Source organism: Pseudomonas sp. OE 28.3, assembly GCF_014268205.2.
Taxonomy (GTDB): domain Bacteria; phylum Pseudomonadota; class Gammaproteobacteria; order Pseudomonadales; family Pseudomonadaceae; genus Aquipseudomonas; species Aquipseudomonas edaphica.
In genome coordinates this window covers 2,545,510-2,569,543 of the sequence record NZ_CP077082.1, presented here as the reverse complement: position 1 = coordinate 2,569,543, position 24,034 = coordinate 2,545,510, and the positions used below count along the sequence as shown (strand labels likewise).

Annotated in this window: 20 protein-coding genes; 4 read left to right on the top strand and 16 right to left on the bottom strand. The window is 61.5% G+C overall.

Features of this window, described 5'->3' with window-relative positions; all coding sequences use genetic code 11:
* Positions 1 to 98 precede the first annotated feature (98 nt).
* The 4 genes from gabP to HU759_RS11730 form a co-directional block, all read right to left on the bottom strand.
* On the bottom strand, positions 99 to 1,508 hold the full coding sequence (gabP, locus tag HU759_RS11745) for a GABA permease (protein WP_170038769.1): 1,410 nt from the start codon (positions 1,506 to 1,508) through the stop codon (positions 99 to 101).
* A gap of 251 nt (positions 1,509 to 1,759) precedes the next feature.
* On the bottom strand, positions 1,760 to 3,127 hold the full coding sequence (locus tag HU759_RS11740) for a glutamine synthetase family protein (protein WP_170038637.1): 1,368 nt from the start codon (positions 3,125 to 3,127) through the stop codon (positions 1,760 to 1,762).
* 72 nt (positions 3,128 to 3,199) lie between these two features.
* Positions 3,200 to 4,597 carry an aspartate aminotransferase family protein gene (locus tag HU759_RS11735; RefSeq protein ID WP_170038639.1) on the bottom strand — a complete coding sequence of 466 codons (1,398 nt, stop codon included), beginning with the start codon at positions 4,595 to 4,597 and terminating at the stop codon, positions 3,200 to 3,202.
* A 168-nt stretch (positions 4,598 to 4,765) separates the two neighbouring features.
* Positions 4,766 to 5,557, bottom strand: coding sequence for an SDR family oxidoreductase (locus tag HU759_RS11730; protein ID WP_170038641.1), 792 nt, complete (start codon positions 5,555 to 5,557; stop codon positions 4,766 to 4,768).
* Positions 5,558 to 5,653: 96 nt separating this feature from the next.
* Between HU759_RS11730 and HU759_RS11725 the strand changes: the two genes are divergently transcribed.
* Positions 5,654 to 6,559 (top strand): LysR family transcriptional regulator, encoded by a 906-nt coding sequence (locus HU759_RS11725; protein WP_017136660.1) that lies wholly within the window; start codon positions 5,654 to 5,656, stop codon positions 6,557 to 6,559.
* Between the two features lie 112 nt (positions 6,560 to 6,671).
* Here the strand turns inward: HU759_RS11725 and HU759_RS11720 are convergent, their stop codons facing one another.
* From HU759_RS11720 to HU759_RS11700, 5 genes are all read right to left on the bottom strand, one after another.
* The gene (locus HU759_RS11720) at positions 6,672 to 8,282 is read right to left on the bottom strand and encodes a gamma-glutamyltransferase family protein (protein ID WP_170038643.1); all 1,611 of its coding nucleotides are present in this window, start codon (positions 8,280 to 8,282) and stop codon (positions 6,672 to 6,674) included.
* Positions 8,283 to 8,305: 23 nt separating this feature from the next.
* Positions 8,306 to 9,085: an amino acid ABC transporter ATP-binding protein gene (locus tag HU759_RS11715; RefSeq protein ID WP_170038645.1), complete on the bottom strand. Its 780-nt coding sequence runs from the start codon at positions 9,083 to 9,085 to the stop codon at positions 8,306 to 8,308.
* 2 nt (positions 9,086 to 9,087) lie between these two features.
* Complete coding sequence (locus HU759_RS11710; RefSeq protein ID WP_056857994.1) at positions 9,088 to 9,864, bottom strand: amino acid ABC transporter permease; 777 nt, start codon at positions 9,862 to 9,864, stop codon at positions 9,088 to 9,090.
* A gap of 12 nt (positions 9,865 to 9,876) precedes the next feature.
* Positions 9,877 to 10,686: an ABC transporter substrate-binding protein gene (locus tag HU759_RS11705; protein ID WP_170038647.1), complete on the bottom strand. Its 810-nt coding sequence runs from the start codon at positions 10,684 to 10,686 to the stop codon at positions 9,877 to 9,879.
* 76 nt (positions 10,687 to 10,762) lie between these two features.
* Positions 10,763 to 11,431, bottom strand: coding sequence for a GntR family transcriptional regulator (locus HU759_RS11700; protein WP_170038649.1), 669 nt, complete (start codon positions 11,429 to 11,431; stop codon positions 10,763 to 10,765).
* Between the two features lie 430 nt (positions 11,432 to 11,861).
* Between HU759_RS11700 and HU759_RS11695 the strand changes: the two genes are divergently transcribed.
* Together HU759_RS11695 and HU759_RS11690 are read left to right on the top strand one after the other, a co-directional pair.
* Complete coding sequence (locus HU759_RS11695) at positions 11,862 to 12,923, top strand: aromatic ring-hydroxylating dioxygenase subunit alpha (RefSeq protein ID WP_170038651.1); 1,062 nt, start codon at positions 11,862 to 11,864, stop codon at positions 12,921 to 12,923.
* A gap of 29 nt (positions 12,924 to 12,952) precedes the next feature.
* Positions 12,953 to 13,903: a PDR/VanB family oxidoreductase gene (locus HU759_RS11690; RefSeq protein ID WP_170038653.1), complete on the top strand. Its 951-nt coding sequence runs from the start codon at positions 12,953 to 12,955 to the stop codon at positions 13,901 to 13,903.
* Positions 13,904 to 13,909: 6 nt separating this feature from the next.
* Here HU759_RS11690 and HU759_RS11685 read toward each other — a convergent pair whose 3' ends face one another.
* The 6 genes from HU759_RS11685 to HU759_RS11660 all read right to left on the bottom strand — a co-directional run bounded on the left by HU759_RS11685 (position 13,910) and on the right by HU759_RS11660 (position 21,980).
* Positions 13,910 to 14,623: a GntR family transcriptional regulator gene (locus tag HU759_RS11685; RefSeq protein ID WP_170038655.1), complete on the bottom strand. Its 714-nt coding sequence runs from the start codon at positions 14,621 to 14,623 to the stop codon at positions 13,910 to 13,912.
* A 55-nt stretch (positions 14,624 to 14,678) separates the two neighbouring features.
* Positions 14,679 to 16,421: an acyl-CoA dehydrogenase gene (locus HU759_RS11680; RefSeq protein ID WP_186617392.1), complete on the bottom strand. Its 1,743-nt coding sequence runs from the start codon at positions 16,419 to 16,421 to the stop codon at positions 14,679 to 14,681.
* A gap of 34 nt (positions 16,422 to 16,455) precedes the next feature.
* Positions 16,456 to 17,691, bottom strand: a complete 1,236-nt coding sequence (locus HU759_RS11675) for a thiolase family protein (protein ID WP_170038659.1) — start codon at positions 17,689 to 17,691, stop codon at positions 16,456 to 16,458.
* Positions 17,688 to 19,562 carry a feruloyl-CoA synthase gene (locus HU759_RS11670; protein ID WP_186617391.1) on the bottom strand — a complete coding sequence of 625 codons (1,875 nt, stop codon included), beginning with the start codon at positions 19,560 to 19,562 and terminating at the stop codon, positions 17,688 to 17,690. The genes HU759_RS11675 and HU759_RS11670 overlap by 4 nt, the downstream gene beginning before the upstream one ends.
* 62 nt (positions 19,563 to 19,624) lie before the next feature.
* Positions 19,625 to 21,073 (bottom strand): aldehyde dehydrogenase, encoded by a 1,449-nt coding sequence (locus HU759_RS11665; RefSeq protein WP_186617390.1) that lies wholly within the window; start codon positions 21,071 to 21,073, stop codon positions 19,625 to 19,627.
* 76 nt (positions 21,074 to 21,149) lie between these two features.
* Positions 21,150 to 21,980, bottom strand: a complete 831-nt coding sequence (locus HU759_RS11660) for a p-hydroxycinnamoyl CoA hydratase/lyase (RefSeq protein ID WP_017139056.1) — start codon at positions 21,978 to 21,980, stop codon at positions 21,150 to 21,152.
* 213 nt (positions 21,981 to 22,193) lie between these two features.
* Here HU759_RS11660 and HU759_RS11655 point away from each other — a divergent pair, with 213 nt between their 5' ends.
* The gene (locus HU759_RS11655) at positions 22,194 to 22,682 is read left to right on the top strand and encodes a MarR family transcriptional regulator (RefSeq protein WP_017139055.1); all 489 of its coding nucleotides are present in this window, start codon (positions 22,194 to 22,196) and stop codon (positions 22,680 to 22,682) included.
* A gap of 5 nt (positions 22,683 to 22,687) precedes the next feature.
* Here HU759_RS11655 and HU759_RS11650 read toward each other — a convergent pair whose 3' ends face one another.
* Positions 22,688 to 24,013, bottom strand: coding sequence for an OprD family porin (locus HU759_RS11650; RefSeq protein WP_176991976.1), 1,326 nt, complete (start codon positions 24,011 to 24,013; stop codon positions 22,688 to 22,690).
* Positions 24,014 to 24,034: the final 21 nt, after the last annotated feature.

The window sequence follows — 24,034 nt, the reverse complement described above, 5'->3', positions numbered from 1 at the left end:
GTCGAGAGAAAAAAACACCGAAGTGTCTATTACGTAAATCGCAGGCAAAAAAACCACTCACCCCCGGATAAGCCAATAACAGTGCGCCGACCGTTCTTTCATGGGCGCGAGACGGCGGGAATCGGTTTTTGTACAGAGTGGGGCTCCCGCGCGGTGATGACGCCGATCAGTGAAATCAGCAAGGCCAGGCCGATCGTCGAAGACACCTCGGAGCGATGCTCGGGCGTTAAAAGCATCACCGCCAATGCACAGCAGATAAATACAATTACCGCCCAGGTGAGCCAGGGAAACAGCCACATTTTGAACGTCAGCAGAATATTGCGCTGTTGCAATACCTTGCGCATGCGCAATTGTGAAACGGCGATCACCAGGTACACCAGCAAGGCGATGGCGCCCGAACTGGCCAGCAAAAACTGGAACAGCCCAGCCGGCATGAAGTAACTGAGCAAGGTCACGCCAGCGCCCAGGATGGTGCTGGCGATCACCGCAGCCCTGGGCACACTCTGTGCCGAGGTTTTTTTCATCAAGGCTGGCGCGTCCCCACGCTTGCCCAGTGAATACAGCATGCGCGAAGCAATGTAGATGGAGGAGTTCATGCAACTGGCCACCGCAATCAACACGACGACATCCACCAGCAGCTTGGCATGGGGAATGTTCATCAACTCCAGTGCACGCTGATAAGAGCCGACCGACGCCAGCAACGGGTCATTCCAGGGCACCACGGAAATAACCACGAAGATCGATAACACGTAAAACACGCCGATGCGCCACATCACCGAACGTGTCGCTCGGGCGATATTCTGCGCCGGGTTGCTGGACTCCGCAGCCGCAATAGTGACGGCTTCAGTGCCGATAAAACTGAACATGATGGTAATGAATGCGCCGACGACGGCCGACAAACCATTAGGCGCAAAGCCTCCATGCTCATCCATCAGTCGACTCAAACCGCTGGCCTCCCGTTCGGGAATCCAGCCCATCAACACCGCGCCCCCCAGGCCGATAAAACCTATGATCGCCACCACCTTGGCCATCGCGAACCAGAACTCGAATTCGCCGTACTTGGACACACTGAACAAGTTGGTAACCACCAACAAAAAGATCGACAACAAGGCAAACAGCCAAGCGTCGATCTGCGGGAACCACTGGTTGAGAATATGCCCGGCGGCCAATGCTTCGATGGGAATCACAAGCACCCAGAACCACCAGTAAAGCCAGCCGATGGTGAACCCGGCCCAGCGGCCGATGGCTTGATCGGCATAGGTTGAGAAGGAGCCTGTGTCGGGGTTGGCGACCGCCATCTCTCCCAACATTCGCATTACCAGCACCACCAGCAGGCCGGAAAACAGGTAGGCCAGCATCACCGCCGGGCCCGCCGCCGCAATGGCATGCCCAGACCCGACAAACAACCCTGCGCCGATAATCCCTGCAATGGAGAGCATGGTGACGTGACGCGGCTTGAAACCCTGCGCCAGCTGGCCGCTTGCATCCTTCGAACTTGGGCTGTTGATCATTCTTATTGTTCTCTGTGATCGGCTTTAAGACGTTCTGACTATAGGGTCAGGCGATCATCATTCTCCAATGACGAGTCACAATACGCGGCCTTCCAACCGCAAAAATAGCCTCATAACGGCACACTAGTGCCTGATATCGACATGGAGTGCGCTTCATAAGGCACAACACGTGTCACATTGAGTTGATCCAGCACCTCAGCAGGCGTGAGCGGAGCACGCCGTGCAATCCCAAACTGACGGGCCAGCATTTATGCGTGAGTGAGGTACCAGCGCCAGTCCTGTTCTCCGACTTCAGCATTGAATTCACGGAACTCGCGCCACTTGATCGCCAGGAACACCTTCAGGAACTCAGCGCCCAGCGCCTCACGTGCCCAGGTTGAACGTTGCAGTGCCTGCAAGGCTGTCAGCCAGTCGGTGGGTAGAAAATCGGTCGCCTGTTCATAGCCATTCCCCACAATCGCCGCGCCGGGATCGCTTTCATGCGTGATGCCGTAGTGAATGCCCGCCAGTAACGCGGCAGCGGCGAGATAGGGGTTGGCATCGGCACCGCAAATGCGGTGTTCGATATGCCGACTGATTGCAGGGCCGCCGGGCACGCGGAACGAAACGGTACGGTTGTTGACGCCCCAACTTTTAGCCAGCGGCGCGTAACTACCGGTTTGGAAGCGTCGATATGAATTGGCGTGGGGGCAAAATATCGCCAGAGCGTCAAACAAGGTCTCCATCATCCCGCCGATGGAGTGCCGCAACAATGGCGTGCCCTGTGGGTCTTCGCTCGCATACAGGTTATTGCCGTGCTCGTCGGCAAGGCTGACGTGCAGGTGCATACCGCTGCCGGCCTGATCGCTGAATGGCTTGGCCATGAAGCACGCTTGCAGCCCATGTTTGTTGGCCACACCCTTGACCAGGCGTTTGTAACGTACGCCTTCATCAATGGCCTGGAGTGCGTCGAACCGATGCTCCAGCGTCAACTCGACCTGGCCTGGCGCGTACTCGGATATCGCCGTACGTACCGGCAAGCCCTGCAGCGCGCACGCCGCGTAGAGGTCATCAAGAAACGGTTGAAGCTGCTCCAGCTCGTATACGCCATAGACCTGTGGAGCCACAGGGCGTACGCCATTGGCCTGCAACGCCGGCTGCGGCCGACCGTTGACGTCGCGTTGTCGGTCCAGCAGGTAAAACTCCAACTCAACCGCCATGACCGGGTGCAATCCATCGGCTTTCAGCCGCTCGATAGTGTTCACCAGTACGTGGCGCGGGTCCGCCGGTGCGGCGGGAATACCTTGGGTCGGGTGCATGCTCACCTGCACTTGACCGGTGGGGTTGGTGCGCCAGGGTTGCAAGGTCAGGCTTCCCGCCAAGGGGTATGTCCAACAATCGGCGTCGGCAACCTCCCAGACCAAGCCTGTGTCTTCTACGTCTTCACCCTGCACGGTCAAGGCGAGAATGGAACTGGGCAATGGCCGGCCATTTTCGTAGATCGCCAGCAGTTCGTCGCGATGCAACAGTTTGCCCCGTGGAACGCCATTCGCGTCGATAAGGAACAACTCGATGCTCAGCACTTCAGGGTGGGCGGCCAGATAATCCAGGGCCTCTTTTTTATCCGCAAATTGCATGTCAAACCTCTTAGCGCTCATTCAAGCGACTGGCAGTATGTAAGAACAATGGCGTTTTCAGACGTGCCGTTATCAAGCGATAACCCGCGCGCCAGGCAGGGCAAGCAGCGTGGTCAGCGCGTTATCCAACTCAGCGATCAGCCGGTCGATATCCGCATCACCTGTTTGCGGGCAGCACAGGGTCATGTTGTGAAAAGGCGTGATCAGAATTCCGCGATTGATCAGATAGAGATGCAGCGCCATTTGAAGGCTGTCGTGAAAAGCCGCCTCGGCTTGCGCACCGGTTCTTGGCGGTGTGGCACAGAATTGAAATTCACAACGCGCGCCCAACTCTGTTACCGACCAGTTCAGCTGGTGCCGCTTGAACAACCCTCGAAACCCCTGGGCCAACCTAGAGGCCAGCGCCAGCATGTGCTCGTATGCAGACTCGGTCATGACCTCTTCGAGACTGACGCGCATGCAACGCATCGCCAGTGCGTTGGCGGACAGCGTCGTTCCCATGCCACTGTGGCCATGCCCGCCGCTCTCTTCGCTGATGGTCTTCTGGACGTCGTGCATGGCCGAGGCGACTGGCTCGCTAACGCCAAACACCGCGCAAGGCACGCCACCTGCAATGGGTTTACCCACCACGAAAAAGTCGGGTTTCAAATCCCACTGGCGCGTGCATCCACCGAGGCCGGTGGAAATAGTGTGGGTCTCATCAATGACCAACAGGCTGCCATATTTAAGGGTCAGCTCTCGACACGTTTGCATGAACCCCGGATCCGGCAGGACCATGCCAATGTTCGTCATCGCCGGCTCGCACATCAGCGCGCACACATCGCCCTTGGCTAACGCCGCCTCCAGTGCGGCGACATCGTTGAAGGGGATGGATCGACTGTATTGGCTCAAGTCGTACGCTTGGCCCACAAGACCTGAACGGTGCACTGTTTTGCCGTCACGGTAGCGCACCATCACGTCATCCACGGTGCCGTGGTAGCAGCCATCGAACACCAGCAAGACCTTGCGCCGGGTGATAGCGCGCGCCCAGCGCAGCACATAACGGTTGGCGTCAGTCGCATTGGCGGTCACTTGCCAGTAAGGCAGCTCGAATCGCTCAGCCAGCAACTCACCGCAGACCACCGCGTCTTCGCCCGGCAGCATCGTGGTCAAGCCATTGTTCGCCTGTTCGGCTATGGCGCGGGCAACAGGATCAGGTGAATGGCCAAACATCGTGCCGGTGTCGCCGAGGCAAAAGTCGATGTATTCATGACCGTCGACATCGGTGAAGCGCGCCCCTTTGGCACGCTGAACGAAGAGCGGCGAAGGCATCGACCAGTCGCTCATCCAGTGCATGGGCACACCGTTGAACAGATTCGCCTTGGCGCGCTCGGCAAGCGCCAGTGAGGTGGGGTTGTTTTGTATAAACCGGGCACGCTCGGAGGCGGTAAAAGCAGCAATCGCTGATTCACTGATTCCACTTTTCGACATGATCAATACCCCATGTTAATTATCAAATTAATTAAAAGTCCGTTGCTGACTGACAGCCGGATACGGCTCAAAGAACTCATAGGTTCTTTGATACATCACGCTTTTATAAATCTCGGTTATCGCCCCCGCCCACCCTCGTGGATTGAGCGCGCTGGCGCGTATTCAAACTTAATAATCGCCGTGAGGGGCTTTGTTCTCGACCAGACAGTTCCCGCCATCCACCACAAGGACGTCCCCTGTGATGTAACTGGCGTCAGGCGATGCCAGAAATGCAACCGCCGCCGCCACTTCGCGGGGGCTGCCTGCGCGCCCAATCGGGGTGAAACGCCCCGCCTCGGCTTCAACGGGGGTGGTTGAACCCGTGGTGATCCAGCCGGGGGCCACGCTGTTGACGGTAATCCCCTGCCTGGCGACTTCAAGCGCAAGCCCCATGTTCATGCCCACCATCGCTGCCTTGGCGGCGCTATAAGCGGCTTCCCCCGGATTGCTCCCGCGGGTGCCCGTGGTGGAACTGATATTGACAATGCGCCCGTAGCTTCTCGCCTTCATACCGGGCAACACGGCTCGGGTCAGCAGAAAGGCAGTGGTCAGGTTTCGGGCCAGTGAAAGGTTCCAGTCATGCAGTTCCATCGACGCCAATTCCGAGAAAATCTCAGGGCTGCCGTGCATGGACATCCCGGCATTATTCACCAGAATATCGACCCGTCCCCAGACTGACTCTGCCCACAGGCTGAATTCACGCACCAACTTTTCATCAGTAAGGTCTACAGGTCGGCCTTCAACTTCAAACCCTTCACGGCGCAGCTCTTTAACCCGATCCACAATGCGGTTGCTGCTGGCAGTGATGATCAACTTCGCTCCGGATGCACCTAGCCTGCGAGCAATAGCCATGCCGATCCCGGATTCACTCCCGGCACCACTGACGAGTGCAACATACCCTCTCAATTGCGTATCCAACATGGTGTGCCCCACGTACTTCATTTGAAAGAGAGTAGAAACTAGGCGAATAAATCTGATACATAAAGACAATCATCATCAGAAAATCTGACAACCCCCATGGCGTTTACCAGTGAGTCACTTAAGATTTTCCTTTCGGTCATCGACAGCGGATCCTTTTCGGCGGCGGCGCGAAAATTAGGCCGGGTCCCCTCGGCCGTCAACATGGCGGTGTCGCAGCTTGAAGCAGAGCTGGATTTGTTGCTGTTTGACCGATCAACTCGCAAAGCCATTCCTACCGCCGCCGCCAAGGCACTTGAGCCCCAGGCACGACAGGTCGCGAGCCAGATCAACCTGCTGGATGCGCATGCCCTCCAGCTGCATCAGGGGTTGGAGGAACGCTTGGTCTTTGCGATGGCGCCGGAGTTGCAAACAGGCGTATGGAATCGTCCGCTGTCGATTATCGCCAGGGAGTTTCCCACGCTTGAAATCGAGATTCGCTCCGCGTCCCATCCGGAGGCAATGCGCATGCTCCATGAAGGGCGTGTGCAATTGGCACTTGGATTTGAGCGACCAGGGCTTGACGAGCGGGAAACATTTCTTGAGGCGGGGAGCCAGTTGTTAGTCGCGGTTGCTGCTCCGGATCACCCTGCGGCCGCCGGCAAAAAAAGCCCCTTGAGTGAGGAGCAACTGGTCAACGTCAGGCAGATCATCGTCGCGACCGGAGGACCTGCAGACTCTGATCCACGTGTTGTGCTGTCGCGGCGGATTTGGCACAGCGACAATTATCTGGCCACGCTGGACCTGGTGCAGCAAGGATTAGGCTGGGCATATCTTCCAAAATCGCTGGTACACCCTCTCATCACGTCAGGCGCATTGACGGAGGTGGTGTTTGACTACATGCCGAGTCAGATGCGGCTATGGGTCGATATCATCTGGGTAAAAAACCGGCCCCTGGGACTGGGCGCGCTTCGTTACCTGAGCCTGATACGCGAAATTACGCAGGGCGAGCCTCGTCGTATTTGATGAGTCAAAGTGCACATTGAGGCTTGCGGCGGCGCCAACCCGCCGTCGCGAAGATCAAACAACTCATCACCCCGTCATTATTAGCCGTCTGGCCCAGCGCTTGTGTAGCCGCTCACCAAACCGCGATATGAGAGTCCGCCCTTGGCTCAGTGCCCCCGCACAACACGCCGGTGGCCGGGTCACGCAGGATGATCTGCCCTCGCCCATAGTCGGTCAGGTCGCTGTCGGTCTGCACCTTGTGCCCACGTCGCGCCAGCGCATTGACCAGGTCGCGGGACGCGCCGTGTTCGATGCCGACCTTCATGTCGCCCAGCCATTGCCAGCGCGGTGCGTCGAGGGCCGCCTGGGGGTTGAGGCCGAAGTCCACCAGGTTCATCACCATCTGCACATGGCCCTGGGGCTGCATGTAGCCGCCCATCACGCCGAACGGGCCAAGGGCCTGGCCGTCCTTGCTGAGAAAACCCGGGATGATGGTGTGGAAGGTTTTCTTGCCCGGTGCCAGGCAATTGGCATGGGACTCATCGAGGCTGAATTCCTGCCCGCGGTTCTGCAAGGCGATGCCGCTGTCGGGCAGCACCACGCCGGAGCCGAAGCCGTGGTAGTTGCTCTGGATGAACGAAACCATATTGCCTTCGGCGTCGGCGGTCGCCAGGTACACCGTGCCGCTGGCATGGGGGGTGCCGGGTTTGGGCGGCTGCGCCTGCTCGCCGATCTCGCCACGGCGACGGGTGCTGTAGTCGTCACTCAGCAAGTCGGCCACCGCCACGCGCATGTGCGCAGGGTCGGTGATGTAATGCAGGCCGTCGCTGTAGGCCAGCTTCATGGCTTCCAGCTGGCGATGCCAGGTTTGCTGGCTGTCGCGGTGATCGAAGTTGAAGCCTTCGAGGATCTTCAGCGCCATCAGTGCAACCAGGCCCTGGCCGCTCGGCGGGATTTCCCAAACATCCACGCCCCGGTAATTGATGTGGATCGGCTCCACCCACTGCGCGCGGTAATCCTTGAGGTCGCTGGCGCGCAGGTAACCACCGCTGGCGCGCGAATGCGCATCCAGGCGCTCGGCCAGAGCGCCGCGATACAGGCTTTCGCAGCCGGTGGCGCCGAGTTCTTCCAGGGTACGGGCCTGGGCCGGGTTGCGGAAAATCTCGCCGGCCTGGGGCGCGCGACCGTCGATGAGGAAGGTGTCGAACCAGGCTTGCAGCACGTCATCGCGGTGCGGGCTGAATTCGTTCAAGGATATCTGCCATTGATGGGCGACCACCGGCGACAACGGGAAACCGTCGCGCGCCAGGCTGATGGCCGGCTGCAGCAAATCAGCAAACGGCAATTTACCGAAGCGTTTGGACAACTCGGCCCACGCCGACGGGCAACCGGGCACCGTCACCGAGGTCCAGCCGTACAGCGGCATCTGTTGATGCCCTGCCGCCTTGACCGCCTCGATACTCAAGGCGGCCGGCGCATGGCCGTTGCCGTTGAGGCCATGCAACTGCCCCTTGCACCACACCAGCGCAAAGGCATCGCCACCCAGGCCACATCCGGTAGGTTCTACAACGGTCAGCGCAGCGGCGGTGGCGATGGCGGCATCAATGGCATTGCCGCCCTTTTGCATGATTTCGATGCCGGCCTGGGCCGCCAGCGGCTGGGACGCCGCAACCATGCCGCGACGGGCAAATACGCTCTGGCGTTGCGACGGGTAGGGGTATTCATGAGCGGAGAATTTCAACATGGCAAAGGCTCTTCAAAAAAAGGTCATAACACGCGGCTGAGAAACGCCCGGGTCCGCGGATGGCTGGGACGGCTGAAAATCTGTTCCGGCGGGCCTTGTTCGATCAGCTCGCCCTGGTCGAGCACCACCACGCGGTCGGCCACTTCACGGGCAAAGCCCATTTCGTGGGTGACCACCACCATGGTCATGCCCTCCTCGGCCAGTTCCTTCATCACCTGCAGCACTTCGCCGACGGTTTCCGGGTCGAGGGCGCTGGTGGGTTCGTCGAACAGCATCGCCTGGGGTTTCATCGCCAGCGCACGGGCAATCGCCACCCGTTGCTGCTGACCGCCGGAGAGCATCGACGGATAGTGGCTGGCCTTGTCCGCCAGGCCGACCCGCGCCAGCAAGCCCCGAGCCTGTTCCAGCGCCTGGGCACGCGGCACGCCGAGCACCTGGATCGGCGCTTCGATAATGTTTTCCAATGCGGTCATGTGCGGGAACAGGTTGAAGCGCTGGAACACCATGCCGATGTCGCGGCGCTGGCGGGCGATGTTGCGCTCCGAATCGCGCATCAGGCTGCCATCGGCGCGTTCGCGATAGCCCATGGCGCGGCCGTTGACGCGAATGCGCCCGCCCTGGATGTCTTCCAGCAGGTTGATGCAGCGGATAAAGGTGGTCTTGCCGGAGCCGGAGGCGCCGATCAGCACCACTACTTCGCCGCGCCGCACTTGCAGGGAGATGCCCTTGAGGATCTGCAACTCGCCGAACGACTTCTGGATATCCTGTGCGTCAATGATCAGCTCTTCACTTTGGTGCGCCATGGTTAACGTCCCCTCAGCAGTTTCAGGGTGCTGCGACCGAACATGCGGCTGGCGGCCGGAGGTGGCGCCGAAGGTCGATCGGACTGGCCGAAACGGTGTTCGAGCCAGCGTTGAAAAAAGCCCCACAGCGTGGTCAGGGTCAGGAAGTAAATCGCGACGACCAGGTACAACTCGAATACGCGAAACGTCGCCGAGGTCACCATCTGCGTGCTGAGCAACAACTCCTGCACGCCGATCACACTCACCAGCGTGGTGTTCTTGAGCATCACATTGAACTCATTGCCCAGCGGCGGCACGATCACCCGAAACGCCTGGGGCAGCACGATGCGCCGCATCAGCTTGCCGAACCCCATGCCCAGGGAACGCCCGGCTTCGTACTGGCCCTTGTCCACCGCGCCGATGCCGGCGCGGATGATTTCGGCCATGTACGCGCCTTCATTCAGGCCCAGGGCGATGATCGCCGCCTGGATATTGCCGGGGATGATCAGCCCGAACAGCTCGATGTCCTCGAAGCGGAAGATCCCGCCCGCTGCCAGTGCGGTGTACAAAAACACGATCTGCACCAGCAGCGGCGTGCCGCGCATCAGCCACACATAAAGGCGTACCGGCAGGTGCAAAAGCGGGTTCTTCGACAGGCGCAACAGCGCCGCCGCCAGACCCAGCGCACAGCCGAGCAGCATCGCCAGCACGCTGATCAGGCAAGTCAGCCACAGCCCGGTGAGGTAGACCCCACTGGGTTGCAGCAGGTATTGCCAGAACACATCCCAATTGAAATTCATCGTGGTAGAACCTCAGTCGAGTGTGTCGCTGCTGACATGCCATTTGTTGAGCAATTGCACATAGCTGCCGTCGCTGCGCATGTCGTTGATGATCTGCTGCACGGCGGCGGTCAGTTGCGGGTCGTCCTTGCGCATGCCCAGGCCGGTGAGGATGCGGCTGAACGCAGGCACCCCTTCCTGAAACAGCTCCGGGGCCATCGCCGCGTAGTAACCGGCGGTTTCCACGGTGGTGCCATAGGCGTCCACCTGGCTGATGCGCAGCGCCTGGAACGCATCGGTGTCAGTGTTGTAGACCACCAGTTTCATCGGTGGCTTGCCGGCCTTGGCGAGGCTCTCGTTCTGGGTGTCGAGCAGGGTCTTGATGGTAGAGCCGTTGAGCACCGCCACCTTGCGCGTGGACAGGTCATCCAGGGTCTTGATGCCTTTGGGGTTGCCCTTGGGCACCACCACCGACTGGCTGGAGTACATGTAGTTGACGATGTCGATCACCTGGCGCCGCTCGGGTTTGTCGAACAGTTGGTCGACGATCATGTCGCACTGCTGGGCAAGCAGCGCCGGCACCAGGCCGGAAAACGGAATGACCCGCCATTGCACGGTTTTATTGCCCAGGCGCTTGGCGATTTCCAGGCCCAGGTCGACGGTGAGCCCACGCGGTTTCTGGGATTCGTCGAAGGACACCAGGGGCGGTGAATCCATCCCCGAGCAATAGGTGAGTTTGTCGAGGCTCTTCAGGCGTTCAGGCACCTGGACTGCGGCGCAGGCCCATTGTGTACAGAGACCCAGGGTGACAGCCACCAGCAAGGCGCGGTGTTGTTTATGCATGACCAGACACTCCACTTCGTTAAATAACGGGGCAGGAATCAACGTCTAAACATGGGCGGGTTGGGGCCCGCCTCTTTTATTTTTCCAATTGCAGAAATTGAATCAGCAGCGGCACGGTGCTTTCGATGTGCTCGCGTACCACAGCTTCGGCACCGGCGGCGTCACCGGCGCGAATCGCGTCGAGGATTACGGCGTGTTCCTGGCGCGCACCGAGGGGTTTTTCGCTGTGCTGCAGCCACAAGCGCATGGGCGCTTCCACCAGCGAATACAACGCCGAAATCTGCTTGAGCAAGCGTGGCCGGCCGCTGAGCCCGCACAGGTATTCGTGAAAGGCACGGTGGCAACGGACCCACGCGGCGCTCTCGTCGCGGTAGTCATCCATCTCGTCCAGCAGCCGCTCCAGAGCCGCCAACTGGCGCTCACCGATGCGGCTGACCGCGACGCGCACCGCCAGGCCTTCCAGTGCGCTGCGCATCTCGAACACTTCGTACAGCTCAGCGATATCCAGGCCGCTGACGATGGCACCGCGATTGGGCCGCAGCGTCACCAGGCCCTGGGCATCCAGGCGGCGGAATGCCTCACGCACCGGCATGCGGCTCATGCCGATCTCGCCGGCGATATCCTCGGCGATCAGGCGATCGCCCTTGCGGAAACGACCGCCGCAGATGGCGTCGAGCAGGAAGTTGTAGGCCTCCTCCTCGGCAGTGAGGGGCTGGCGGTCAACGTGAGCGGGAGCAAATTGCATCGGCGGCCTCTTTGTATTTTTGTATCCAATTATCCACGAATACAAAAAAGCATAACGCGTGCCAACACCTACCACAGAACATTAGTCATTGATTTAAATGAAGTCTTTCGTTCAGGTGGGGGAAATTGCGCAAAGCGGGTAAAGCGATTTGCTACCAAATGACGCAGTGACTTTCCATTTCTGCGCAAAAAAGTAGCGGATGTCCGGTGAAGGGCTTGGTTACGCCCGATGATCTAGACAGGGTATTTTTTGGCAGGCCTTTCTTTGCCATCAGCGCACCAAACGCCGCCCACTCAATGGATCCAATAAGAATCCATTGGTCGATAATCGCCCATAATAACCTCAAAATTACTGCCATATATATTGACTCATAGCAGCTCTGGAAATTTAATGGATCCATTAAACAAAAATAATTAACCAGAGAGTCGCCATGTACCCCAAAAACACTTGGTACGTCGCCTGCACACCCGATGAAATCGCCCAAAAACCCCTGGGTCGGCAGATCTGCGGTGAAAAAATGGTGTTTTATCGTGGCTCGCAAGGCAGCGTCGTAGCCGTCGAAGACTTCTGCCCCCATCGCGGCGCACCGCTTTCACTGGGTTATGTCGAAAATGGCAACCTGGTATGCGGCTATCACGGCCTGGTCATGGGGGCTGACGGTAAGACCGTCGAAATGCCCGGGCAGCGGGTGCGTGGTTTTCCGTGCAACAAGACCTTTGCCGCGGTTGAACGCTATGGCTTTATCTGGGTATGGCCCGGCGATCAGGCCCTTGCCGACCCGGCGCTGATACATCACCTGGAGTGGGCAGTGAGTGACCAGTGGGCGTACGGCGGCGGGCTGTTTGACATCCAGTGCGATTACCGCCTGATGATCGACAACCTGATGGACCTGACCCACGAAACCTACGTCCACGCTTCCAGCATCGGCCAAAAGGAAATCGATGAAGCGCCTCCCGTCACCACGGTTGAAGGCGACGAAGTCGTCACCGCCCGGCACATGGAAAACATCATGGCTCCGCCGTTCTGGCGCATGGCCCTGCGCGGCAACAACCTCGCCGACGATGTGCCGGTGGACCGCTGGCAGATCTGTCGCTTCACCCCGCCCAGCCATGTGCTGATCGAAGTCGGCGTGGCCCACGCCGGCAAGGGCGGCTACCACGCAGCGCCCGAACACAAGGCGGCAAGCATCGTGGTCGACTTCATCACCCCGCAAACCGAGACGTCGATCTGGTATTTCTGGGGCATGGCGCGCAACTTCAACCCTCACGATGAGGCGCTGACCGCCAGCATTCGCGAAGGCCAAGGGAAGATTTTCAGCGAAGACCTGGAGATGCTCGAACGTCAGCAGCAGAACCTGCTGGCCCACCCGCAACGCAACCTGCTCAAGTTGAATATCGATGCCGGCGGCGTGCAGTCGCGCAAAATCCTGGAGCGACTGATCGCCAAGGAACACACCCTCGAACCACAACTGATCACGACCACCACCGCCTGAACGGCGCGACAACTCTGCGAGGACCGAACATGATCGATGTGGTGGTGGTATCCCGTATTAACGAAGCCCAGGACATTTGCAGCTATGAACTGGCCAGGGTCGATGGCCAGCCGCTGCCCGCCTTCAGTGCCGGCGCGCATATTGACGTGCATCTGCCGGACGGGCTGGTGCGCCAGTATTCGCTGTGCAATCACCCCGAGGAGCGTCATCGCTATCTGATCGGCGTACTCAACGACCCGGCTTCTCGCGGCGGCTCGCGCAGCTTGCACGAGCAGGTACACGAGGGCGCCCACCTGACGATCAGCGAACCACGCAATCTATTCCCCCTGGCCCATGAAGCGCGACGCAGCCTGCTGTTCGCCGGCGGCATCGGCATCACCCCGATCCTGTGCATGGCCGAGCGCCTGGCCCATGCAGGTGCGGACTTCGACCTGCATTATTGTGCCCGCGCCAGTGAGCGTGCTGCGTTTGTACAGCGGCTCAAGGCGTCACCGTTTGCCGAGCGCGTGTTCCTGCATTTCGATGAGCAGCCCCACACGGCCCTCAAGACTGCCGAGGTGTTGGCTGCGCCCGCAGACGATGTGCACTTGTATGTCTGCGGCCCCGGCGGCTTCATGCAACACGTGCTCGACAGCGCGCGGGCGCAAGGCTGGCAGGAGGACTGCCTGCATCGCGAGTACTTCTCGGCGGCGCCAGTGGACAACAGCCTCGACGGGAGCTTTTCAGTGAAGCTCGGCAGCAGCGGCCAGGTCTTCACGATCCCCGCCGACAAAACCGTGGTCCAGGTCCTGGAAAGCCAAGGCATCGAGATTGCCGTGTCCTGCGAACAAGGGATCTGTGGCACCTGCCTGACCCGTGTGCTGGACGGCATCCCGGAGCACCGCGACCTGTTCCTCACCGAGCAGGAACAGGCGCTGAATGACCAGTTCACGCCCTGCTGCTCACGCTCGAAAACGCCACTGCTGGTGCTGGACATCTGAACCGTGTCACGACGCGGGCAAAATCACCTTCATGCGCGCGTCGGCGGTGGTTGAACTGAAGATCTCGGCATAACGCAATGTCGCATTGGCGTGTTCGCGCATGATGGCTTCGGCGCGCGCGCCCTGGCGATTGACCAGGGCATCGAACACCGAGTGATGCTGCATGTGGGCATAGTTGAAGCGTCGGTATTCACGAGCCATGTCCTCACGATCCACCGCCAGCGCGGTCACCGATGCGAAGGGCAGGTGATCATTGCGTGCCAGCGCATCCGTGATCGCGGGGTTGTGGCTGCCCTCCACAATGACCTGGTGAAAGCGCATGTTCAGGTCGTGGTAAACCTCGAGGTCATCTTCGGTCACGTAGCCTTTCTCGAACAGTTGGTCGCCTTCCACCAGGCAGCGCTCCAGCGCCGCACGCGCCACGTCGGAAAGACCCTGCTCGGCGGCTTGCCGTGCAGCCAGGCCTTCCAGCACACCGCGCACTTCGACGGCGCCGGCAATGTCGCTGGCGCTGACCGACCGCACCTGATAGCCGCGCCCGCCAAACGGCACCAGCAGCCCTTCCTGCTCCAGGGTACGAAATGCCATGCGCACCGGCATGCGCGACACACCAAAGCGTTGCGCCGTAGGGGTTTCCATCAGGCGCTCCCCCGCCACCAACTCCCCGTTGGCAATCATCTTGCGCAGTGCAACCAGCACCAATTGACCGGGCTTACTCATCCAGGCAACTTCCAGAAAACGTGGCCTGCCATAGTACCGCAAGCATCCGATCCCGTCAGACGAACGCCAGCGCGGCGCGCGCCCCCTCTATGGCACCCAGGTGTTGCGCCAGCCGCGACGGCAGGTAATCGAAAAAGAACCCGGCGCTTTGCAGCTTGGCGGCACGCAATGGATCGTCTTCGGGCAATGCCCTGGAGACCCGCGCAGCCCGCGCCCAGGCAAAGGCCAGCAACGCCACGCCACAGAGCTGGAGGAAATCCGGCGCGGCCCGATAGGGGTATTCACTGTCTTCCTGCGCGCGTTCATGCACGGCGCTCACCACACTGGCCAGCGCGTCGCACAGGCTGTCCAATGCGCGGGAGAACCCTGCGCACTCGACATATTGCACGCCCTGCCCGGCCTCGGCACGCAACTCGGCCAGCAGCAGGCCAAAGGCTCGACCTTCATCCCCCAGCACTTTGCGCAGCAACAGGTCATTGGCCTGGATCTCGTTACTGCCCTCGTAGATCATCGCGATGCGGCTGTCCCGCAGGGTTTGCTCGATGGCGAACTCGGTGACATAGCCGTAACCGCCAAATACCTGCAGCGCATTGCTCGCCTGACGAAAGCCCTGCTCGGTGAAAAACGCCTTGATGATGGGCGTCAGCAAAGGCGCCAACCGGGCGGCCGACGAATCCTGGCCATGCTCGGCTTGATCCAGCAGGTGCGCCGCCCAATAGCCGATGGCGCGCATGCCCTCGCTGGTGGTGCGCAGCTCCAGCAACACGCGGCGCATGGCCGGGTGATAACGGATCGGGTCAGCGGCCTGGGCCGCCACGTCTTCGGGCCTTGACGGTGCACGCATCTGCACACGCTCGGCAGCGTACTGCCGGGCATTTTGCCAAGCCGCCTCGACATGCCCCAGACCTTGCAGGCCGACATGCAGGCGCGCCGAATTCATCATCACGAACATCGCCGCCAGGCCCTGATTGGCATCACCGATCAGCCAGCCTTGGGCGGCGTTGAATACCAGGGAGCAGGTGGCGCTGCCCTTGATGCCCATCTTGTGTTCGATACCGTCGCAATGCACACCATTGGCCCGGCCATCGTCCAGCTGCTTGGGTACCAGGAACAGTGAAATGCCGCGACTGCCCGGCGGCGCATCGGGCAGGCGCGCCAGCACCAGGTGCAGAATATTGGCCGTGAGGTCATGCTCACCGCCGGAGATAAACAGCTTGCTGCCGCTCAAGCGATAGCTGCCATCCGCCTGGGGTTCAGCGCGACAGCGCAGCAAACCGACATCGCTGCCAGCCTGGGACTCAGTCAGGCACATGGTGGGCAACGCCTGGCCACTGACAATCTCCGGCAAGTAGCGTGCCTGCAGCCAAGGGGCGGCGTGAGTCTTGAGGCACAGGTAGGCGCCGTGGGCGATCCCGGTGTACATGGCCCAGGCATGGTTACTGGCGTAGAGCATTTCTTGCAGCGCCGCATCAAGCAGTTGCGGCAGGCCCTGCCCGCCCAGCTCTTCGGCGCACGCCAGCGCCGGCCAACCACCCTCGACGTAAGCACGATAGGCCTCGACGAAGCCGTCCGGGGTGCTGACCTGGCCCGCCTGCCAGCGGCAGCCCTGGCGATCACCGCGGCTGTTCAACGGCGCCAGCACGCCCTGGCTGAAGCGTGCCGCCTCCTCCAATACTTGAAATGCCAGCGGCAGGTCGAGGGCCTCGAACGCCGGGTTGCGTCGCCAGCTGTCGGGCGCCTGCAACCAGTGTTCGAGGACAAATTGCATATCGCGCAGGGGCGCCTCATAGCTCCACATCGGGACACCTCATCAACTAAAAAGAATCACGTACTCAAGCGCGAAAAGCAGGGTTCTCGATCAGCAGCGCCATACCCTGCCCGCCGCCCACACACGCCGCGGCAATCCCGTAGCGCAGGTTGTGCTGACGCAGTTGTCGGGCCAGGGACATGACCAGGCGCAGGCCAGTGGCAGCCAGTGGATGCCCCAGTGCCAGCGAACCGCCCTGGACGTTGAGGCGGGCGCTGTCCAGCTCAAGTTCATGGGCCACCGCCAGCACTTGGGCGGCCTGGGCTTCGTTGATCTCGAAGCGGCCGATGTCATCCAGATTCAACCCGCTGCGTTGCAGCAGCAGACGAATCGCCGGTGCCGGGCCGATGCCCATGAACTCGGGGGCCACGCCGACCACCGCGCTGGCCAGCAACCGCGCCAGGGCCGGCCGCATGCAGGCCGAGGCGCGGCCCACCAACGCCGCCGCCGCGCCATCCACCACGGCACAACTGTTGCCGGCGGTTTGCACGCCGCCGGGATGCACGGCGCGCAAGCGTTTCAAGCTCGCAAGGTCGGTGGGCCGAGGGTGGCTGTCCTCGCTGACGGCAGCGGTCCGACGCGCCAGGCTGATGCCTCTGGGCTGGTATCCCTCAAGCTCGAATAGCTGGTTATCGACCGCCACCACCTCGTCAACCCAAGCGCCGTCACGCTGCGCCTGCAACGCTCGCTGGTGGCTGGCGCAGGCGTAGCGGTCCACCGCCTCGCGGCCCAGACCATAACGGCGCGCCAGGTTGTCGGCCGTGGCGATCATGTCCAGGCCCGGGGCCGGGTCGTACAAGGCCTCCCACAGAAAATCCTTGAACTGGACCTCGCCGCCAAGACGAAACCCGCCCCTGTGGGTGTAAGCCGCGATGGGGTTGCGCGACATGGATTCACTGGCCACACACAAGGCCAGTTGCACGCCGTCCTGCAGTTGCCCGGCAGCCTGGCGCAACAGTTCGAAACCGGTGGCGCAGATGCGCTGCACCCCCAGTGCCGGGACCGCTTGCGCCACCCCGCTGTACAAGCCGATATGCCGTGGCAGCAAGTAGGCATCGAAACTGGCCTGGGCCATGGAGCCGGCCAGGACGCTGTCCACTGCCTGCGGTTCAATACCCGCCCGGGCCAGTACCTCACGGCCTACCTTGATCCCCAGGTCGATGGGTGAGACCTGAGACAGTGCTCCACCCAGGTCAATCCAGGGGGTGCGCACGGCCTCGAGAATTGCCACATCGGCAAATGCCGAATACTGCCCGCTCAAGGTTTCGGCTCGGCGCGCAGGATCGTGGCCTCTTCGCCGCGATACAACGCCTCGACCTTCGCCGCGCGCCATTGCAGCACGGCGCGCTGGTTGATCGAACCTTTGTCGGTGATTTCCCCACGGTCGATGGACGCCGGCTCGTCGAGCAAGGCAATCCATTCCAGGCGACTGGCATTGCCGGTGGCCTCGCGATTGAGGCGTTGCAACCAGTCGCCGAACCACTGGCGCACCGGCGCGCTGCCGAGCACGTCGGCGTCGCTGGCGGCGGCGTCCAGGCCCGCCAGCCGACGGCATTCGTAGAGCCTGGGGAACACCAGAGCTCCGAGGCACTCGCGATCGGGCGCGGCAATCACCAGGTCCTGCACATAGGGCGAGCCGTCGAGCACCGCGCGATTGCGCAACGGACCCACGCTGACAAACACCCCGGAAGAGAGCTTGAAATCCTCGGCAATTCGCCCATCGAACATCAGGCCCAGTTGCGGCTGCCGAGGGTCGGCGAGCTTGATCGCGTCTCCTGAACAGTAGAACCCCTGTTCGTCGAACACTTCGGCGGTTTGCTGGGGCGCCCGCCAGTATCCCGGCATGATATGCGGCCCGCGAAAGCGCCCTTCGAACTTGCCGTCCACCGGCACCAGGCGCACCTCGCAGCCCGGCGCGGGCAAACCGATATAGCCGGCCATGGACAACGGCCCGGTGGTGAAGGTGCAGGACGGCGCGGCTTCGGTCATGCCCAGCCCGGCCATCATGCGGATGCGTTCACCGCAGTGCTGTTCGGCCACGCGGTCGAGGCGATCCCAGATACTTTGGGACAGGCCGGCGGCGGCGAAGAAGAACAGTTTCATCCGCGCAAAAAAACGCTCGCGCAACTCGGCGTCCTGTTCCAGGGCGTTGACCAGCTCTTCCCAGCCCTTGGGGACCGTCAGGTAAGCCGTGGGCGAAATTTCCTTGAGGTTGCGCAAGGTCTGGGCAAACCCCTGGACCGTGGGCTTGCCGTCGTCCAGATAAAAGGTGCCACCGTTGTAGAGCACGATGCCGACGTTGTGGCTGCCGCCAAAGGTGTGATTCCACGGCAGCCAGTCCACCAGCACCGGAGGCTCCTCACCGAACACCGGAAACGTCTGCAGCAGCATCTGCTGGTTGGCGCAGAGCATGCGCTGGGTGGTGATCACGGCCTTGGGCAATTTGGTCGAGCCCGAGGTGAAGAGAAACTTGGCGATGCTGTCGGGACCGGTGGCATTGAAGGCCTGCTCGGCCTCAGCGCCCCCCGGCGTGTGCAACAGGCTGGCGAAGCTTGTCTGGCTGCGCCCGGGCACTTGGCCGCGCACGCAGATCAACGGGGTTTCGGCCGGCAATACGGCCTCGATCGCACGCTGGTAGGCCGCCGCATCGCTGACGAACACCAGCCCGGGTTGCAGCAGGTCACAGACATGCCGCAGCTTGGCGAAATCCTGGGACAACAACGCGTACGCCGGCGAGACCGGGCAGTACGGAATACCGGCGTACATGGCGCCGAGGGCAACCTGCAAATGCTCGATGTCGTTGCCGGACAGCAAGGCCAGCGGCTTGTGCGCCGACAGCCCGTAGCTGAGCAGGCCCTGGGCAATCGCGCGCACGCTGTCGAGCATTTCGCGGTAGCTGACACGGCGCCAATCCCCACCGGCCTGGCGTGCCGCGATAAACGTCTGCTCGGGCCGTACCCGAGCCCAATGCACCAGGCGATCGAGCAGGCGCGCCGGCAACTCGGCCAGGGGCTCCAGGGAGCGCATGTGCAACACGCCGTGTTCTTCAGTGACCGCCACCGGTGCGTGGCCGATGGAGACCTCGCGGTATCGCGGTGCGGGCTGGGGTTGCGGTCGGAATTCGGAACTCACAAGGATGTCCTCCAGCAAGGCGGATCACAGCCGCCTTGTTATTGTTATGTCGCAGCAACTGCTCAGATCGGGTAATGCCGTGGCCCGTTCTGCAAGGTCACCCAGCGCAATTGCGTGAAGTGCTCAATGGACGCCTTGCCACCAAAGCTGCCGTACCCACTGGACTTGACCCCACCAAACGGCATCTGCGCTTCGTCATGCACGGTCGGGCCGTTGATATGGCAAATACCCGACTCGACCCGCTGCGCCAGTGCCAGCGCGCGCCCGGTGTCGCGACTGAAGATCGCCGCCGACAAGCCGAACTCGGAATCGTTGGCCAGGCGCAACAAGGCTTCATCACCCTCACCACGCAGCAGGACGGCCACCGGGCCAAAGGACTCTTCGCGGTACAAGCGCATGTGTTCGGTGACGCCATCGATCAGGGTCGGCTGCAGGATGCTGCCCTCGAGCTGGCCGCCTATCACCAGTCGCGCGCCCTTGGCCAGGGCATCGTCGATCAGGGCCTTAATGCGTGTGCCGGCGCTGGCGTCCACCAGGGAACCGAGTACCGAATCCGCCGCAGTAGGGTCACCCGCACGCAGGGTCGCGACCTTGGCCGCCAGCTTGGCGGTGAACGCATCGGCGACCCTGGCATCGACAATCAGGCGTTCGGTGGACATGCAAATCTGGCCCTGGTTGAAATAGGCGCCAAAGGCCGCCGCCGCCACAGCCGCGTCAAGATCGGCATCGTCGAGCACCAGCAACGGCGCCTTGCCACCCAACTCCAGCAACGCCGGCTTGAGGTGACGCGCCGAGAGCTCGCCGACAATCCGCCCGACATGGGTCGAGCCGGTGAAGTTGACCCGCCGCACGGCCGGGTTGGCGATCAATCGCTCGACAATCGCGGCGGCATCGGCCGGGGCATTGCTGATGACGTTGACCACGCCATCGCCCAGGCCGGCGTCCTGCAATACCTGGCCGATCAGGCGGTGCACTGCCGGGCTCAGCTCCGAGGCCTTGAGCACCACGGTGTTTCCGCAGGCCAGCGGCATGGCGATGGCGCGCGTGGCGAGTATCACCGGAGCGTTCCACGGCGCGATGCCCAGCACCACACCGCAAGGCTGGCGCAAGGCCATGGCGAAACTGCCGGGAACATCGGAGGGGATCACTTCCCCCGTAATCTGGGTGGTCATCGACGCCGCTTCGCGCAGCATATTGGCCGCCAGACGCACGTTGAAGCCATACCAGTTGGCCATGGCGCCGGTCTCGCCGGCGGCGGCGATGAATTCGCTGCTGCGCGCCTGCAATTGCTCGGCAGCGTTGAGCAAGCGGGTGCGGCGTTCGTTGGGCGCCAGCGCCGCCCACGCGGGGAACGCGGCGTGGGCGGCGGCGACCGCGGCGTCGGCATCTTCCAGGGTCGCCGCAGCCACCCGCGAGACCACTTCACCGGTCACCGGGTTGCGACGTTCGAAGGTTCGACCGTCACGGGCGGGGCACGACTGGCCGCCGATCAACAGGGGCACGTCCAGCATGGTGATTCCTCTTTATTGTCTTTATCGGGAATACGTTCAAGCAGGGTACAACGGCGCGGCCAGGCGGCCGCGCCCTTCAGCGTTTATAGGCCTGCAAGCCAGGCTTGATGCTCTTGTCGTCAAGGAACTGTTTCATGCCCTGCTCGCGACCGCCTTCGGTGTCGAGCAGGCGCGACTGATCGAGCTTGGCGTAGAGGTAATCCTCGTTCTGCTCCCAGGTCAGTTCACGGCAGCGCTTGAAGCCATGCTTGGCGGCACGCAGCACCACCGGGTTTTTCTCCAGCAGGTTGCGCGCCAGTTCGATGGTCACTTCGCGCAGTTGAGCCAGGGGCACGCTTTCGTTGACCAGGCCCATTTGCGCAGCTTTCTGCCCGCCAAAGGTCTTGCCGGTCATGATGTAGTACAGCGATTGACGATGGCCCACGGTGTCGGCCATGGCCTTGCTCACCAGGTTGCCCGGCGGGATGCCCCAGTTGATTTCCGAGAGGCCGAAGGTCGCTTCGTCGGCGCAGATCGCCAGGTCGCACGCCACCAGCGGGCTGAAGCCACCGCCGAAGCACCAGCCATTGACCATGGCGATGGTCGGCTTGGCGTACATGCGCAGCAGTTTCCATTGCCATTGCGAGGCTTCGCGGCGGATTTTTTCCTGGAGGATTTCCGGGCCGGCATCCACTTCGCGGAAGTATTCCTTGAGGTCCATGCCCGCCGTCCAGGCTTCGCCCGCACCGGTGAGGACCAGCACGCCGGCGGCAGGATCCTGCTCGAGGGTTTCCAGGACGTCGATCATTTCCCGGTTCAGGGTCGGACTCATGGCGTTGCGTTTTTCCGGACGATTGAGAATGACCCAGGCGATGCCTTCTTCGATCTCAACCTTGACTGTGGTCCAACGGCCTTCGTAATTGCTCATGGCGGTACGCTCTTGTTCTGGGTGTGAAGATGATTCGAAATTAAACCGCAAATATAGTTATGTCAATTAACTATTAATCTGAATAACCAATATTTTTCCTGCTTAAAACCCGCGCGGTGCAGGCGCTTTCAAAACCCGGCATAGCCATAGCGCGCCAACACCGGCAAACTAGATACTCTTATTAACCTGCACCTTCTGAGGATTGCACTGCCAATGGCCAAGCCTTCCACCATCGCCACCGCCAGCCAGGCCCTGCCCGACAACGACGAGGTACGGCCGCCGCTGGATTCAGCCCTGGACGATCTGATCGGTTACGCCATGCGCCGCGCCCAGCTCAAGCTGTTCCAGAACCTGATCGGCCGGTTATCGGACCACGACCTGCGCCCGGCGCAGTTTTCGGCCCTGGCAATCATCGAGCAGAACCCCGGGCTGATGCAGGCCGACCTGGCTCGCGCCCTGGCCATCGAGCCGCCCCAGGTGGTGCCATTGCTGAACAAGCTGGAAAGCCGCGCTCTGGCCGTGCGGGTACGCTGCAAACCGGACAAGCGCTCCTACGGGATCTTCCTCAGCAAGAGCGGCGAAACCCTGCTCAAGGAACTCAAGGCGATCGCCGCCCAGAGTGACCTCGACGCCACGGCCGCCCTCGACGGCCAGGAACGTGAAGAGCTGCTGCGCTTGCTGAAGAAGGTCTACCAGGACTGATCGGCCTACCAGAGCGCCACGGTGTAGAGCACCAGGAAACGGGTCTGGTTTTCATCGCGAAAGGCCGCGCCGCTCGGGAAGTCATTGCGGTAGATCGACTTGCGCGCCATGAACCCGACGTTCTTCAGCGGGCCGCTCTGAATCACATACCCCAGTTCCATCTGGAACTCGCGCTCCTTGCGATCCTCGGCGTTCAAAGCGGCCAGTTCGATGTGGTCGCCACGCACATAGCGCAGCCGAGTCTTGAGCCCCGGCACACCCGATGCCGCGAAGTCATAGTCGTAGATGGCTTGCCAGGTGCGCTCCTTGGCGTTGAGAAAGTCCGAACTCATGGTCAGTTCGCTCATGCCCATCAACTCCGTTCCCGAGATATAGGGCGTGGCCGTCTCCCCGCTTGAGTGCATGTAGCCAAGGCTGACGCGATGGCCGCCCAGGCGGTAGCCAAACAACGCCGAAAGGTTGCGGTTATCCACCTTGCCCGCCTTGGCACTGCCATCCTCACGGCTGAAAAAACTGCGCAGGTCGCTGGTGAGCACACCATCGCCCACCGGCAAGTTGTGCAGCAGCGCCAAGGTGTCCTGCTGGTAGAGGTCCGCGATCTGCGAGTGATAAACCCGCAGGCTGAGGTCTTTATTGACCTGGTAATCACCGCCGACGTAAGCCAGGTGCGAGGTGGTGGCGGTGGCGTTGAAGCGCCGGTTGGGCGAGGCGATGGTCATGGCCTGGTAGTCGGTGGAGTCGCGCTTGTTGATGCGGTCGATATAGCCCGTGTTGAGGGTCAGGCCATCGATGTCCTTGGAGCTCAACGTGGTGCCGCGAAACGTTTGCGGCAGCAGCCGCGACGGACTGGCAAAGGCAAACGGCAGGAAGATCGACACATCGCCGGCCTTGACCGTGGTTTGGGCGAACCGCAGTTTGGCGGTTGGGGCCAGGCGCGAGTAGTCGTCGGCGGCGCGCTTGTCGCTGGCCGACACCGGCAACAACTCGGTACCGCTGCGGTCCGGCGAAGAGTCGAGCTTGACCCCCATCAACCCGCGTACATCCAGGCCAAAGCCGACCGGGCCAGGGGTGTAACCCGATTCCAGGTTGAGGATGAAGGCCTGGGCCCATTCCCGTGCGGCGGTCTTCGCACCGTCATCCTTGTAGTCGCGGTCCAGGTAGTAATTGCGCAAGGTCAGGGTGCCGTGGCTGTCGTCGATAAAGCCTGCAGCCCACAGCGAACCGGGCAGCACGCTCAAGGCCAACAATGCCATCAGCCGGCGTGGAGTGTTGTTCGACACACAGGAGACGGACGCCGCTGCAACGGCGTCCTCCATAGGGAGTTCTGGCATGTTCGATGTCCATTTTTGTTG

Bases quoted from the DNA above. Each gene is read 5' to 3' on its own strand.
- HU759_RS11680 (WP_186617392.1), bottom strand. From the start codon at position 16,421: ATGTGGAGCTATGAGGCGCCCCTGCGCGATATGCAATTTGTCCTCGAA.
- HU759_RS11740 (WP_170038637.1), bottom strand. From the start codon at position 3,127: ATGCAATTTGCGGATAAAAAAGAGGCCCTGGATTATCTGGCCGCCCAC.
- HU759_RS11715 (WP_170038645.1), bottom strand. From the start codon at position 9,085: ATGGCGCACCAAAGTGAAGAGCTGATCATTGACGCACAGGATATCCAG.
- HU759_RS11650 (WP_176991976.1), bottom strand. From the start codon at position 24,013: ATGCCAGAACTCCCTATGGAGGACGCCGTTGCAGCGGCGTCCGTCTCC.
- HU759_RS11695 (WP_170038651.1), top strand. From the start codon at position 11,862: ATGTACCCCAAAAACACTTGGTACGTCGCCTGCACACCCGATGAAATC.
- HU759_RS11730 (WP_170038641.1), bottom strand. From the start codon at position 5,557: ATGTTGGATACGCAATTGAGAGGGTATGTTGCACTCGTCAGTGGTGCC.
- HU759_RS11655 (WP_017139055.1), top strand. From the start codon at position 22,194: ATGGCCAAGCCTTCCACCATCGCCACCGCCAGCCAGGCCCTGCCCGAC.
- HU759_RS11720 (WP_170038643.1), bottom strand. From the start codon at position 8,282: ATGTTGAAATTCTCCGCTCATGAATACCCCTACCCGTCGCAACGCCAG.
- HU759_RS11685 (WP_170038655.1), bottom strand. From the start codon at position 14,623: ATGAGTAAGCCCGGTCAATTGGTGCTGGTTGCACTGCGCAAGATGATT.
- HU759_RS11665 (WP_186617390.1), bottom strand. From the start codon at position 21,073: ATGCTGGACGTGCCCCTGTTGATCGGCGGCCAGTCGTGCCCCGCCCGT.
- HU759_RS11735 (WP_170038639.1), bottom strand. From the start codon at position 4,597: ATGTCGAAAAGTGGAATCAGTGAATCAGCGATTGCTGCTTTTACCGCC.
- HU759_RS11700 (WP_170038649.1), bottom strand. From the start codon at position 11,431: ATGCAATTTGCTCCCGCTCACGTTGACCGCCAGCCCCTCACTGCCGAG.
- HU759_RS11660 (WP_017139056.1), bottom strand. From the start codon at position 21,980: ATGAGCAATTACGAAGGCCGTTGGACCACAGTCAAGGTTGAGATCGAA.
- HU759_RS11690 (WP_170038653.1), top strand. From the start codon at position 12,953: ATGATCGATGTGGTGGTGGTATCCCGTATTAACGAAGCCCAGGACATT.
- HU759_RS11725 (WP_017136660.1), top strand. From the start codon at position 5,654: ATGGCGTTTACCAGTGAGTCACTTAAGATTTTCCTTTCGGTCATCGAC.
- HU759_RS11710 (WP_056857994.1), bottom strand. From the start codon at position 9,864: ATGAATTTCAATTGGGATGTGTTCTGGCAATACCTGCTGCAACCCAGT.
- HU759_RS11705 (WP_170038647.1), bottom strand. From the start codon at position 10,686: ATGCATAAACAACACCGCGCCTTGCTGGTGGCTGTCACCCTGGGTCTC.